We start from the raw sequence: 13,988 nt of genomic DNA, 5'->3' as shown, positions 1-13,988 counted from the left end.
CATAAGCTGAAATACCCAGTTTTTCCAATGCCTATTCTGCCGGCTTTAACCTTTACCGCTTCATATCATTGATCTCTTTTATTTTGGCGAAGTCGCACTTGGGCTTGCGGTCGTAGGTCAATAAGCCGTTAATTTCCTGCTCCACGTCCGTCAATTGCGTATAGCAAAACCCCTGAACAACCGGGCTTTCCATTAATGCCGCCGTCGCATCGCGATAAGCTTCGATCAGCATCTCTCCGGATTGCACGGAGGAATAGCCCCAACCCTCGGTTTGATCCATTTTGAAGGCAATGCCGCCGTATTCGGTAATCAGAATCGGCTCGCCCCGGTATGAATATCCGTTCGCGTAAATCGCCCTGCCTGCCGGCTCCGTAGCCACTGCCGATTCGAGTGCAGCATAGGCTTCTTTCATTTTTTCACCGCTTTGATAGTTATGAATGGTACACAGATCGGATAAAGTATGCTCCCAGCCGTCGTTGGAAATGACGAGGCGGCTAGAATCCAGCGACTTGACCAGTTGGTACATGGCAGTCGCATGCCTCTGCTGTCGTTCCTCCAGCTGGATACGCGAAACGCCCCAGCTTTCATTGATCGGCACCCAGACAACAATCGACGGGTGATTGTAGTCGCGGTTTACAATTTCAAACCATTCCTTCGTGAGCCGTTCTACCGCCTGCGAAGCGAATTCCACGCAGTTGGCCGTTTCCCCCCAGACCAGAAATCCGAGTCGGTCCGCCCAATAAAGATACCGCGGGTCCTCCACCTTCTGATGTTTCCTGGCCCCATTAAAGCCCATTTGTTTGGCCAATACAATATCGTTCTTCAAAGCCTCGTCCGATGGCGCAGTCAACAGCCCGCCCGGAAAATATCCCTGGTCCAATATGAGCTTCTGGTAATACTTCTTATTATTCAGCAGAAACTTGCCGTTGTCAGCAGATACCTTGCGCATACCGAAGTAACTGTCTACCTGATCGACAGTGCTGCCGTTTTTCTTCAAGACAAATTTCACATCGAACAAGTTCGGTGTTTCAGGCGTCCAATACCAGCCGTTGTCATGAATGTTGCTTCGATGGGCGAAGCGGTTACGCAGATTGTATGCACGTTTGGTATATGCTTCAAATACCTGAAACGAATCGGAGACGAGCAGCTCGCCCTGAAAAGAAATTTCTGTAAGCAGTTCGTACCGGGAACCGTCTTCACTTGTACATTCGATATCGTATTCTGTAATGATATCTCCTGAGTCAATATCCGGCGTAAACTTGATATTGTCAATATGTGATTCATTTACTGCCTCCAGCCATACCGTCTGCCAAATCCCCGTCGTTCGGGTGTAAAAAATCGACTCCGAACGCTCATGCCAATACTGCTTTCCACGGGGAATCAATTGATCCTCGGAAGGGTCTTCCACACGCAGCACCAGTTCATTCTCAGCTCCATTCAGAAGGTGAGTGATCCGGGCTGAGAAAGAGACGTGGCCTCCTTCGTGGTAGTGCGACATCTGGCCGTTTACATAAATCCAGGCGCGGTAATCGACCGCCCCAAAATGCAGAATGACCTCCTGACCCGCCCAATCGGAGGGCACCGTGAAGGTCCGGCGGTACCACACCATATCGTGGAAGGATGTATCGTGGATACCGCTAAGCTTGGTTTGAAAAGCAAAAGGAACCTCAATCGTTCGACGTTCGGCGGGGAAACTGTGATACCACTTTTGTTTCAATCCTTCATTATGATCATCAAAGCAAAAATCCCAGGTCCCGTTCAAATTTATCCACTGGTCACGGACAAATTGCGGACGAGGATATTCCGGTCTTGGAGGATTCATACGATTTCTCCTTTTAATAGTAGTCGGTAAATCGGCCGCGGCTTCTAACGGATTACTGGGCCGTTCTGCTTCCCGCTTCCAGGATGAGAATCCTTAACGCGCGGCCAATCGTCCTGCTTTACCGGCATCGTCTTTAAAATACATAGGATCGACGGAATTGTCCACCCCGATTTCGTTGCTCGAGAACAAAGCGCCGTGATCCGTAAGCGGACCCTCAGGACGGCCCCCAGTCGCAACGCCTATTTCAAGATTGCTGTCTCCCCAAATCGAAAAGGAATAATACATAAGCAAAATTGACAATAAAAGCACAAGGTTCCGATTCGTGCGCTTCCGCTCATAATATCCCTCTCTTTATTTAATGTCCGATTGCGTTATCGCTTTAACGAACGAACGCTGACTTCTGAAAGATATCCCGTAAAACAAACAAAAAAAATGTCCAATATCCAGTTAAAGTGGACATATTTTCAGGTCTCATTTGCTATCAACATTAGAATATTTACCAGAGTTACTATACATACGAACATTTGTTTGTTATGATAACATTATTCAATTATATTCCAATTAAGGAGGATTGGGCATCCGATGACTGATTCATTGCGTAATGGTTTAATCGCCGAATATTTGTTTCAAGGTAGCGCCCGCGATACCGGCAGTGCCGGTAGTTATGATGGGCAGCTGCATGGAGCCACTCTGACCGCCGACAGGTTCGGCAACCCTGAAAGCGCTTACGAATTTGATGGACTGGACGATTACATTCTAGTGCAGCCCGCACCAAAACTCAATAAGGAAGCATTCTCGCTTTCCGTTTGGGTCCGGTATGGACGTGACGCCAAGCTGCTGGGGTGGAACAACGCGATTGTTTCTCAGGATGGCCATGATGGGCGTCGTGTTTTTCAGCTCAGCACCCATCAGCAGCATGTCACTTGGCACCGGTTTTTCCAGTCTGACGAAGTGTTCGTTCAGGAGCCGGTCGGCGCCGGGCTTTGGGAGCACTATGTGACCGTATACGACGGCAGCAAGCACAAGCTGTATCGAAACGGGGTTCTAATGTCCGTGAAGGAGGGAAGCTTCGAACCGAACGACGACGAACCGCTCTATATCGGACGAAAGTCTACGGACGAGCCTTACTTTTTCTTCCGAGGCGCAATCGATGACATTCGAATCTATGACCGGCCCCTCGAAGACGATGAAATCATTGTACTTTATACTGAGAACGGTTGGGACAATCCGAAACTGGCCGCCGCCGCCCAACGGGCAAAAGTCGGGTCAGAAAGTCTCGAAATCAAGCACAAACGGGAGCCGAATCAGAAGCTTCGGGTAGAAAACACGAACTTTGCCTATTCGATATTCGTTAACTGCCGAGCTGAGGATGTCAAATTTCACGACGTGTCGATGCCGGGCTTATCGATCGAATGCGCCGATCTCCGCCGAACCCGTCTGCATAACATCAACTTAATCAACGGAAAAATAAGCGACGCCAATTTAAGCGATTTGGAAATCGATGGCGCTCAATTGGGCGGTGCGTACATTCATAACATCGGTATGCCGCCGAAGGGCCATCCCGGTTATGTGGAAGGCGCCGCGCAGCGTCCGCTTCGGCTCGAGAATTGCAACCTTCAGGGCAGCAGTATCCACGATTGCGATTTAAGCGGGGTCGCTATTGAACGCTGCAGTGTTCAGGGGATGACCATTGACGGCATTAGCGTCGAGGCTCTGCTCGACGCCTATTACCGCAGGCTGGCTTAAATCGTAAACTTGTTTGATACTGTTGTTTTTTCAAATAGACCCATGGGTCCAATTAGGCTCTCGAACACCGGCAGCCGTATTTAACCTAACAAGCAGACCCAGTTTCTTTTGTAGCAATCGCGAACCCGTTTTGTACCCGCGCCGTTTTGGATTACATTAAACCCGCTTTCTAATCTGGGCGCGCTATGGAGAATAGCTCGCCCAGCTTCGAATAATTGCTGCCTGCCATTCGGCTTATCGGCGCAAGTTTTGCAGGATTGATATGCCCTTCCTCATAGACTTCATCCGCAATGTGAAAGCGCACGACACGCCCGATCAACAAATCACAGGCGGGGTCTCCTTCTGAGCCTCCAAGCGGTACAGCCCGTTCCAGCAGGCATTCCATTCGGATTTTGGCTTCCGCCACTCCCGGAACAGCAATCATGTCGCTGGCTGCCGGCGTGAACCCTGCCATCGATACTTCACTTTCGCTTGGAGGCAAACTGGCGGCCGTCTGATTTACCTTGACAATGATGGATTCGTCCGTGATATGGATTACAAAGGCTCCGGCGTCGATCGCATTCCTTGCCGTATCCTTCATCACGCCTTGTTTCCGCTGAACGGAAACCGAGAGCAGCGGAGGCTTATTCGCTACGATGGAAAAGTAGCTGAACGGTGCGGCATTCAAGACTCCGTCCTTGGAGAGCGTCGTAACGAATGCGATCGGCCTTGGAACAATACTCCCAATAAGCAGCTTATAATTTTCCAGGTCGGTTTGCGCAGCCGGATCAATGGAAATCATGGTTATCCCCTTTCGCAAATCGTATTATTCGGCGAAATGATTACCGAACCACTCAGCGGCGGCATCTGCTTCAGCACCGGTCAGCTGGTGGCCGAAATTCTCCCAATGTACGGTAACGGAAGCGCCTGCTCCGCTGAGCAGCTCCTGAAGCTCTTCCGTTTCCCGCGGTGAACAAATCGGATCATTGGTCCCGGCACCGATAAAGATTGGAGTTCCGCTTAACTCCGGCAGTTGTATGCCTCGGCGAGGCACCATGGGATGATGGAGAACGGCGCCTTTCAATGAATTCTTATAGTGGAACAGAAGGCTGCCCGCGATATTGGCTCCGTTGGAGTAACCGACGGCCACCAGGTTGCCGCGGTCGAATCCGTATTGCTCGGCGGCCTGATCCAGAAACTCGTTTACTTCCGTTGTCCGGAAGATCAAATCTTCTTCATCGAATACGCCTTCCGCCAAACGTCTGAAGAAACGGGGCATCCCGTTCTCCAGTACATTTCCCCGGACACTAAGCACCGAAGACGACGGTGAAATACGTTTGGCCAGCGGCAGTAAATACCTCTCGGTTCCACCGGTTCCGTGAAAGAGAACAAGAGTCGGCGCTTCAGGAGCACTGCCCTTTTCGAAAATGTGTTTCATATCTCGCCTCCCTCCAATTCCCTTACCTGGATGGGCAGCAGCTTCGCTTCGATTTGCGAGCGCTTCGGCTCAAACCATTCAGGCAGCATCAACTTTTCCCCTAAAGCATCTGCTTGCTCATCACGGGCGAATCCCGGCGGATCCGTTGCGATTTCAAACAATATGCCGCCGCCCTCACGGAAATATATCGCATTGAAATATTGGCGATCGATGATCTGGGTCGGTTGATAGCCGTGTTGCGCGACTGAACGCTGCCATTCTTCATGCTCATGATAATCTTTCGCCCGCCATGCAATATGGTGAACAGTACCGGCACCGCCCCCGCCCCACTCCATATTGGCTTTCGGAACGTCAATCACGTTGCCGATATCCCCAGCAGCGCGATAACGAACATACTCTGCGTCCTCGGCGGTTTTAGCCAAGCCAAGGATGTTTTCAAGCACATCCATTGTTTTGCCGGCATTGGTACTGAATAACACAGCGCCCCCGAAGCCCTTGATTGCTCTGCCCTCCGGAATTCCGCCGAATAACCATTTGCTTTCCTGACCCTCTTCACGTTCTACCAGTTCCAGCTGCATGCCTTCTTTATCCGCGAATTGAAGATATTCCTCGGAAAACCGGTTTACTCTGTGAGTGGAAATGCCAAAGCTTTTCAACCGGTTTTCCCAAAAACCGAGCGAGCCCGGCGGTACGGCATAAGTCGTGATCCCGACTTGACCTCCCCCGACACTCCCTTTGCGCGAATCCGGCCATGGGAAGAAAGTAATAATGGTTCCCGGGCTGCCGGCTTCATTGCCGAAGTATAAATGATATACCTCAGGAGCATCGAAGTTAATCGTCTTTTTGACCAGTCGAAGACCGAGCACACCTGCGTAAAAGTCGACATTTTCCTGCGGATTTCTGGCAAAAGCGGTAATATGATGGATGCCGGCCGATTGTAAAGACATAAATATTCCTCCTTAAGTTATATTAATTGATAAAACTTTGTTTCTAAAGCTCTGTAAATATCTTTAAATTATTTATCTTAAATTTAAGATATAATATTTATTGGATCTTGTCAACTGCTGCTGCAAATTCTTCCATCCAACAAAACAAGCAGGCACGTGCGCGCCTGCCTAATTTGCCCAATTCCGGCATTCATGCCATCCTTCAATCGTGATGTTACCTTCACAATCAGTGATTCCCCTTCGCGAACATCTGAAGACCGTCATAACTGTACTTTAGTGTGAGATTGTCTTCATTCCGCGTCTCCAAATGAACGGGACGTCCCCACAGCCGGTATACGAGCGGCAGCGTTCTCTCGACATATTTGCTGTCGAGCTCGAGCCCTTCGTACCGGTGTTTAAGCAGCAGCTCGCCTCGTCCATGATAATCGTCATCCATCGCCGTTATATAAGGGAAGCCGCCATTGGTACGCTGGAGGATCAGCGCTTCACGCACTTGAGCGACATCCTTCTCCGTCACCCTGTATACGTCATGATCCCGCTCAAACAGAAACAGGTCCATTTCTTCCACCAATTCCCGGTTTAAGTAGTTGCGCAGGAACGACACATCCGATTCTGTCTCGCGAATCTCGAACAATGCGTCCCTTCCTTCTTTTCGCTCGATGTATTCAAGCATCCGCAGCCCCAAATAATATGGGTTCACGCCGCCTGTCCCCGGTTGAATCACACCGGCGTTCATTTTGGCGAATTCCAGAATTTCCGGGTCGGTCAGTTCGAGCTCCCGCACAAGGCGCAGATGCCAGAAGCTTGCCCAGCCTTCGTTTAAGATTTTCGTTTCCATTTGCGGCCAGAAATAGAGCATTTCTTCGCGCAGCATATACACAATCTCTCGCTGCCAGTCCTGCAGCGTCCTGCTGCCGCCGGCAATAAAGCCCATGACGTCCTTGCTCCCGCCCTCCGTTTCACTGAAGCCTTCTTTGCGCCCGAACCGGTGGTGGGGATCGATATGCTCTTGAATGGAGATACCGGCGTCCAGAATGAGCTCAACCTCATCGGCACCGTATTCCTGCTCGAATTCTCTCATTCGCCCGGCAAACGCCGCCATACGGTCAACCATTTTGCGGTCGGTACCCGAGAACATGGCATTATTCTTGAAAAAATCGCTGTGCCCCAGTACATGGGCGACGATCAATTTGTTTTGCAGCAGTGTGTTGCGGTCCAGGAGAAAGGCGTAGCAGGGGTCAGAATTTATGACCAGCTCGTATATCCGGCTGAGGCCGTAATCATACTCGGATTTCATTCGTTGATAAGCTTTGCCGAAGCTCCAGTGGGTGAATCGAGTCGGCATCCCATAAGCGCCTATCGAATACAGCACCTCAGCCGGGCATATTTCGTAACGCATCGAATAGAAATCCAGCCCTTCCCGTGCAGCCAATTCGGTAATGTGCCCGATCGCCTGTTCAAGCTGCTCGTAATCCGTTTGTTTCACTGGATGTCCCCCCTTCGTCAGCCTGCGGCGGCGTTACCGAAAAAGTCCTTCAATGTACGGTACACATCGCCTTTTTCCTTCAGCACCGAGCGGATAAAGCCTTCATGCCGGACATCGGACATTGCGTCCCACAGCCTTCCACCTTGCCCGTACCTGCGAATCTCGCCGTACCCGAGCATGTTGATCTGCTCAAGCAGCCTCTTCACCAGTGCTGCCGTGGCAGGATTGTCCGCATCAAGGTTGTCGCCGTCCGAGAAATGGAACGCGTATGCATTGTAATACTGCGGCGGAAACTGGGTATCCAGCAGCTCCAGCGCCAATTCATACACCGAGGAGCATTTCGTGCCGCCGCTTTCCCCTTTCGTAAAGAACGATTCCTCATCAACCTGCTTCGCTTCGGTATTATGGGCAAGAAAGCATACCTGTACCTGTTCATGCTTAGTCCGCAGAAACCGGACCATCCAGAAAAAGAAACTGCGCGCGATGTATTTCTCGAATGTTCCCATCGAACCGGACGTATCCATCATTGCCAGTACGACTGCCGAGCTTTGCGGCTTACGAAAATCCTCCCATGTTTTGAAGCGCATATCCTCATTGCGGATTATTCCAGCCTGAGCACCCGATGCCGCCGTCCCTAATTCCCGGGGCATATGCTGACTTGCAGCTGCCGTCTCCGGCTCCCCGCCGGAATAGCCGGACAGGGCCCTGCGCTTCATCGATTCCATCAGTGTACGCCGTTTATCGATGTTGCCCATCATGCCTTTGCGGCGGATATCGTTGAAGCGGATATCGTCAACGGTCAGATCGGCGGCGCTTTTCGGTTTTAACCGCGGGAGCTGAAGGTCCTCGAAGATCAGCTCTGCCAGCTCGTCGACGGTGATTTCCGCCTCATAATAATCGATGCCTGGCTGATCGCCTGCTTGTCCGCCCTTTCCCGGTCCGCTTTTCTCCCCGTCTTGGGAAGCCTGGCCGATTACGTCTCCTACCTTCGTGCCTCCACTGCCTTGCCCGACTTGGTTCTTGCCTGCGTGATCGTAGCGAAACCTCGGCTCGTCCATCCCGCGGATCGGCACCTTCAATATACGATCGCCTTGCGACGTTATAATCGACTCCTCGCTCACAAGATCGGCCAGGTTATTCCGGATTGCTTCTTTTATCTTACGGGAATGCCGCTGCTGATCAAGCTCTCCTTTGCGATGAAGCGACCAATCATCTTGTGACAATACAAACAAAGGTTCAAACATCGGACTCACCCCGCTATTTAGTTATCGGTTCAACAGACTGCCTACGTACTTCATCAGCTCGTTAGCGCAAACAGCGCAGTAACCGTGGTGCTCGATCAGCCGCGCAGAAACGTCGTTAATCCGTTTGAGTTGATTTTCATCCGGATTTTTGACCGATGTCGTTATTTTCACGACATCCTTCAGGTCCTCGAACAGCTTCTTCTCGATTGCTTCCTTCAGCTTTTCATGCGAAGTGTAATCGAATTTTCGGCCGCGCCGGGCCATTGTCGAAATCTTGATCAGAATTTCCTCGCGGAACGCTTTCTTCTGGTTTTCCGTGACTCCGATCTGCTCTTCAATGGACCGCATGAGCTTCTCGTCCGGCTCCCGCTCCTCTTCCGTGATCGGGTCCTTCATTTTGAAGCCGTTGCAATAAGCCTCCACATTGTCCAAATAATTGTTCATGAGCGTGCGTGCCGAGTCCTCGAACGAGTAGACGAAAGCTCTCTGTACTTCGGTTCGCGCCTTGTGGTCGTATTCTTTACGGGCAAGCGTAATAAGGTTAAGCAGCCGTTCCCTCTCTTCCTTCATAATCGAGGCGTGCTGATCGAGGCCTTCCTTGAGCGATTTCAGCACATCAAGCGCATTAATACATGATTTGTCGCCCTTAATGAGCGCACTTGAAATCCGGTTGATCACATAGCGGGGGTCGACTCCGGACATGCCTTCGTCGTTGAATTCCTTCTTCAGCTCCTGGGCGTCGCCGCTTTTCGCGCCGTCCACTTCGACCCCGTCGTATAGATACATTTTTTTGATCGGGTCCATGCCGGGCTTCTTCGATTCCTTGAGCCGCGAGAGCACACTAAACACGGCGGCGGTCCATAATGTAGCCGGAGCCAGATGAACACCGTGAATGTTGGACTGATCAATCAGCTTGGAATAGATTCTTTCTTCCTGGGTGACCTTAAGGTTATAGGGAATACGCATGACGATCATCCTGGAATGCAGCGCCTCATTCTTCTTGTTGGAGATGAAAGAGCGGTATTCCGTTTCATTCGTATGCGCTACTATTAATTCATCGGCCGAGATCAGCGCAAACCGCCCCGCTTTGAAATTACCCTCCTGGGTAAGGGACAACAAATTCCACAGAAACTTCTCGTCGCATTTGAGCATTTCCTGAAATTCCATCAGCCCTCTGTTCGCCTTGTTCAGCTCTCCATCGAAACGGTATGCCCTCGGGTCGGATTCGGACCCATATTGCGAGATGGTGGAGAAATCGATGCTGCCAGTCAAATCGGCGATATCCTGCGACTTTGGATCGGATGGGGCGAATGTGCCTATACCTACACGTTTCGCCTCCGAGAACAGCACGCGCGCCACAGGCATATTTTCCATGCGGCCGTCGAATTCCGTCTCCAGGCGCAGCCGGCAAACAGGGCATAAATCCCCTTCAATCTTGACTCCGTATTCGCGGTAAAAATCCGGACGGAGCTCTAGCGGCACCAAGTGAAGCGGTTCCTCCTGCATAGGACAGCCCTTGATTGCATAAACTGCGCCGGCATCGGTTCGCGAATACTTCTCCAGCCCTTTCTTGAGCAGGGCCACAAGAGTCGATTTGCCCCCGCTGACAGGGCCCATTAAGAGCAATAACCGTTTGCGGACGTCCAGCCTCTGTGCCGCCGGGCGAAAATATTCCTCGACCAATATCTGCAAATCGTCCTCGAGCCCAAATAATTCGGAACTGAAAAACTTGTACTCGCGCCGGCCCTCTTCCAAATCGTTAATTCCCGCCGCTTCAATCATGCGATAGATGCGGTCGTGTCCAAGTCCCGCAATTTCAGGACGCTCCCGGACAAGGTCCAAATATTCGACAAATGTCCCTTCCCAATGAAGCTTGTTCTCACTTTCACGATAATCCGCCAGCTTGTCCAAAAATAACATATCGTCCCCTCCTCAGTGTTTTGCGTGAGCAAAAACCGGCTTCGAAAGCATTCCTCGGCATTCACAACCAGATCGCCACAACACAGTCGCAGATCTCCTTATCCAGCATATTGCTGCCGACCCGCAAATCGAAAACTGCCCAGCGGAAGACAGTACAGCAAACTTTTATCTATATCTATATTATAACATTTTTAAATTATCTGATAAATATGAATATTCTGTCTTTTAAATTATCGACTGGATTTGACTGATATAAACATGCTTGCGAGTAGTGTATGACATGATTTTTACTCCGTAATCTGCGTCTTTCTCCAGAGGTTCAATAACTTGACACTATTTAGTCAACTGCTGCTCACAATTTATTGTGAAAATAATCACAATTAAGTTTATAATACAATTAAGGACATACGAACATAGGAAAGAAGGGATTCCGGGTGGCCCGTGACGAAAATGATAATCGGATCAACAAGCAGGAAAAACGGCTCATCATCCTGTGCATTGCAGTAGCGGTCATTATGCTGCTGTCCCTGTCCCGTTATTTATTCAAATAGCGGCCATACAGGTAATATTACAAATACAAGCAAGTTGCTACCTATCGGGAGGGAATTGTTATGCTGCTCAGCGGATATGATCCAGTCGTCTACAGTCGAATACTTACATCACTCACACTCGCTTTTCACATCATTTTCGCAACTATCGGTGTCGGGGTGCCGCTCATGATCGCTCTTGCCGAGTGGATCGGCCTGAAACGAAATGACGAGCATTACCTGCTCATGGCCCGGCGATGGGCGCGCGGTTTCGTTATTACCGTCGCAGTCGGTGTCGTAACCGGGACAGCTATCGGACTGCAGCTCAGTCTGCTTTGGCCCAGCTTCATGCGCGTTGCCGGACAATCGATCGCGCTGCCGCTCTTTATGGAGACGTTCGCTTTCTTCTTCGAAGCAATTTTCCTTGGCATTTATCTATATACATGGGACCGGTTCAGAAGCAGGATGGTTCACTTCTGGCTGCTTATTCCGGTCGTTATCGGCTCTTCGGCTTCCGCCTTCTTCATCACGGTTGTGAATGCTTTTATGAACGCCCCGGCTGGCGTCACCGTCAAGGACGGTAAAATTATCGACATTTCTCCGTTCGGCGCAATGCTTAGTCCCGCTATGCCGACTAAGGTTTCTCACGTTCTTATTACCGCATATGCGACATGCGCCTTTGTACTCGCGGCTATCTCGGCATGGTCGCTGCTTAAAGGCCGGCAGCATGTGTATTACAAGAAAGCGCTCAAGCTTACGATGGTTTCCGCATTTGTATTCCTGATCGGAAGCGCAATAATCGGCGACCTCTCGGGCAAATATCTGGCCAACTACCAACCGGAGAAGCTGGCCGCGATGGAATGGCACTTTGAGACATCGAAGCAAGCGCCGCTGGTGCTTGGCGGAGTGCTTACGAAGGACAATGAAATCAAGTACGGGCTGACGATTCCTTATGCGCTCAGTATTCTCGCCCACGGCACGCCTAATGCCGAAGTTACCGGACTGAACGATATACCGGCAGATGAACATCCGCCGCTCTGGATTCATTACCTTTTCGATATGAAAATGGCGCTCGTCGCGCTGATGACCCTTATATCGTCTGTGTTCATGCTCGTTCTGTGGCGTAAACGCAGCTTAGCCTATACTTCCAAATGGCTGCTGCGCGCAGTTATCCTCGCCGCACCGGTCGCTATGCTTACGATCGAGCATGGCTGGATCTTCTCGGAGGTCGGCCGTCAACCGTGGATTCTTCACGGTATTATGAAAACCTCGGAAGGCGCCACTGCTTCCGGTCATGTCGATACAATGCTGGTTGTCTTTGCACTTTTGTATCTCGTTCTTGGAGTTACCGCGGTTCGCGTGCTTATTAAGATGTTCAGCAGCAACCGGGCGGAAGACGAGATCAAAGCAAGAGGCATTGAAGGAGGCGAGGAGCAATGAGCTACGAGGTTCTGGGTATTACCGTACTTTGGGTGTTCCTGTTCGGATATTTGATCGTGGCTTCGATCGACTTTGGAGCCGGCTTCTTCAGTTATTACAGCACGATAACCGGCAAACGCCATCTGATTCACAACATTATCGAACGTTATCTGTCCCCGGTGTGGGAGGTGACGAACGTCTTTCTTGTGTTCTTCTTCGTCGGGATCGTCGGGTTCTTCCCCGACACCGCTTACTATTACGGCACCGCCTTGCTGGTTCCGGGCAGCGTAGCTGTTGTTTTGCTCGCGATTCGCGGTTCGTATTACGCGTTCAACGCTTACGGCTCGAAGAAGAACAACAGCATTTATATACTGCTTTACGGGGCAAGCGGGCTGCTTATTCCTGCCTCCCTGTCGACGGTCATGACCATTTCCGAAGGCGGGTATATTGATGTGGATCCTGCCGGAAAAGTAACCTTCCTGTACGCCAAACTGTTCACGAGCACCTACTCGTGGTCGGTTGTATTGCTCGCGCTCGTGAGTGTACTTTATATATCGGCCATGTTTCTCAGCTATTACGCCAAACGAGCGAATGACCGCTCCGCATTTGAGGTCGTCCGCAGATATGCGCTGGCTTGGAGCGCGCCGACGATCCTCAGCAGCCTGCTGGTATTCTTTGCGATCCGCGGCCACAACGCGGAGCATTTTGCCAAGCTGCAATCACATGCGTGGATGTTCGTCGCTTCGTTCGCCTGTTTTTTAATGGCAGTCTATCTGGTTTGGACCCGTAAACGATTAGGGCTTGCTTTCATATTCGTCATGCTGCAGTTCGGCTTTGCCTTCTTCGGCTACGGGGCGGCGCATCTACCTTATATTTTGTACCCGTACTTGACGATTCATGACAACTTTACAAGCCAGCCTATGGCGATAGCGCTCATATCGGTGTTTATACTCGGTCTGCTGCTGCTTATCCCGTCGTTGTACCTGCTCATGCGGCTGTTTCTGTTCGATGCCAAATATGTACAGGGCAAGAGGGCCAAATAAAACGTCAGCTTATGCTTACGATGCCGCGTTTTCTCCCAAAACGCCTTAGCTTATGCTTACGATGCCGCGTTTTCTCCCAAAACGCCTTAGCTTATGCTTACGATGCCGCGTTTTCTCCGAAAACGCCTTAGCTTATGCTTACGATGCCGCGTTTTCTCCGAAAACGCCTTAGGAGGGTTTAAAACATGAAAGATTTCTTGATTTTTGTGGCGCCGTTTCTTGTTGTCGCGTTTGCCGTCGGCCTTTTGTTCTGGTGGGGGGCACGAGCGCCGAAGAAGCAGTAACTGATTTTCTGGGTTCTTACAGTTCTCAAAGTATGATCTCATACTTCAATATAACGATTATTTGTAACATAGAATCGTCAGCCCTTTAAAAAAAATTAGAGCCGCAGTTTATTCTGTATCGCACCTGCTGGGT

At 50.6% G+C, this 13,988-nt stretch carries 12 protein-coding genes; 4 read left to right on the top strand and 8 right to left on the bottom strand.

What is annotated here, in order from left to right:
* Positions 1-52: 52 nt before the first annotated feature.
* Together KZ483_RS09655 and KZ483_RS09650 are read right to left on the bottom strand one after the other, a co-directional pair.
* Positions 53-1,822: a glycoside hydrolase family 2 protein gene (locus KZ483_RS09655; protein ID WP_220352434.1), complete on the bottom strand. Its 1,770-nt coding sequence runs from the start codon at positions 1,820-1,822 to the stop codon at positions 53-55.
* A 93-nt stretch (positions 1,823-1,915) separates the two neighbouring features.
* Complete coding sequence (locus KZ483_RS09650; RefSeq protein ID WP_220352433.1) at positions 1,916-2,107, bottom strand: hypothetical protein; 192 nt, start codon at positions 2,105-2,107, stop codon at positions 1,916-1,918.
* A 297-nt stretch (positions 2,108-2,404) separates the two neighbouring features.
* On the opposite strand from KZ483_RS09650, the gene KZ483_RS09645 reads away from it, so the two are divergent.
* Complete coding sequence (locus KZ483_RS09645; RefSeq protein WP_220352432.1) at positions 2,405-3,568, top strand: LamG-like jellyroll fold domain-containing protein; 1,164 nt, start codon at positions 2,405-2,407, stop codon at positions 3,566-3,568.
* Positions 3,569-3,737: 169 nt separating this feature from the next.
* On the opposite strand, the gene KZ483_RS09640 is transcribed toward KZ483_RS09645, so the two are convergent.
* The 6 genes from KZ483_RS09640 to KZ483_RS09615 all read right to left on the bottom strand — a co-directional run bounded on the left by KZ483_RS09640 (position 3,738) and on the right by KZ483_RS09615 (position 10,582).
* A complete protein-coding gene (locus tag KZ483_RS09640; protein ID WP_220352431.1) occupies positions 3,738-4,349 on the bottom strand; it encodes a flavin reductase family protein in 612 nt (203 codons plus the stop codon).
* A gap of 24 nt (positions 4,350-4,373) precedes the next feature.
* On the bottom strand, positions 4,374-4,985 hold the full coding sequence (locus tag KZ483_RS09635) for an alpha/beta hydrolase (protein WP_220352430.1): 612 nt from the start codon (positions 4,983-4,985) through the stop codon (positions 4,374-4,376).
* Positions 4,982-5,932: a ring-cleaving dioxygenase gene (locus tag KZ483_RS09630; RefSeq protein WP_220352429.1), complete on the bottom strand. Its 951-nt coding sequence runs from the start codon at positions 5,930-5,932 to the stop codon at positions 4,982-4,984. Before KZ483_RS09630 ends, KZ483_RS09635 begins: the two co-directional genes overlap by 4 nt.
* A 226-nt stretch (positions 5,933-6,158) precedes the next feature.
* Positions 6,159-7,418, bottom strand: a complete 1,260-nt coding sequence (locus tag KZ483_RS09625; protein ID WP_220352428.1) for a SpoVR family protein — start codon at positions 7,416-7,418, stop codon at positions 6,159-6,161.
* Between the two features lie 17 nt (positions 7,419-7,435).
* The gene (gene yhbH / locus KZ483_RS09620; protein WP_220352427.1) at positions 7,436-8,662 is read right to left on the bottom strand and encodes a sporulation protein YhbH; all 1,227 of its coding nucleotides are present in this window, start codon (positions 8,660-8,662) and stop codon (positions 7,436-7,438) included.
* Between the two features lie 21 nt (positions 8,663-8,683).
* A complete protein-coding gene (locus KZ483_RS09615; RefSeq protein ID WP_220352426.1) occupies positions 8,684-10,582 on the bottom strand; it encodes a PrkA family serine protein kinase in 1,899 nt (632 codons plus the stop codon).
* A gap of 611 nt (positions 10,583-11,193) precedes the next feature.
* Here KZ483_RS09615 and KZ483_RS09610 point away from each other — a divergent pair.
* From KZ483_RS09610 to KZ483_RS29105, 3 genes are all read left to right on the top strand, one after another.
* Positions 11,194-12,549, top strand: coding sequence for a cytochrome ubiquinol oxidase subunit I (locus tag KZ483_RS09610; RefSeq protein WP_220352425.1), 1,356 nt, complete (start codon positions 11,194-11,196; stop codon positions 12,547-12,549).
* Entirely contained in the window at positions 12,546-13,571 is a 1,026-nt protein-coding gene (locus KZ483_RS09605) for a cytochrome d ubiquinol oxidase subunit II (RefSeq protein ID WP_220352424.1), read from the top strand. The genes KZ483_RS09610 and KZ483_RS09605 overlap by 4 nt, the downstream gene beginning before the upstream one ends.
* A 185-nt stretch (positions 13,572-13,756) precedes the next feature.
* On the top strand, positions 13,757-13,855 hold the full coding sequence (locus KZ483_RS29105; RefSeq protein ID WP_397376166.1) for a cytochrome bd oxidase small subunit CydS family protein: 99 nt from the start codon (positions 13,757-13,759) through the stop codon (positions 13,853-13,855).
* Positions 13,856-13,988: the final 133 nt, after the last annotated feature.

This window comes from Paenibacillus sp. sptzw28 (genome assembly GCF_019550795.1).
In the GTDB taxonomy this organism is placed as follows: domain Bacteria; phylum Bacillota; class Bacilli; order Paenibacillales; family Paenibacillaceae; genus Paenibacillus_Z.
Note: the sequence above shows the minus strand (reverse complement) of the source record. Positions and strands in the feature narration are given on the sequence as shown.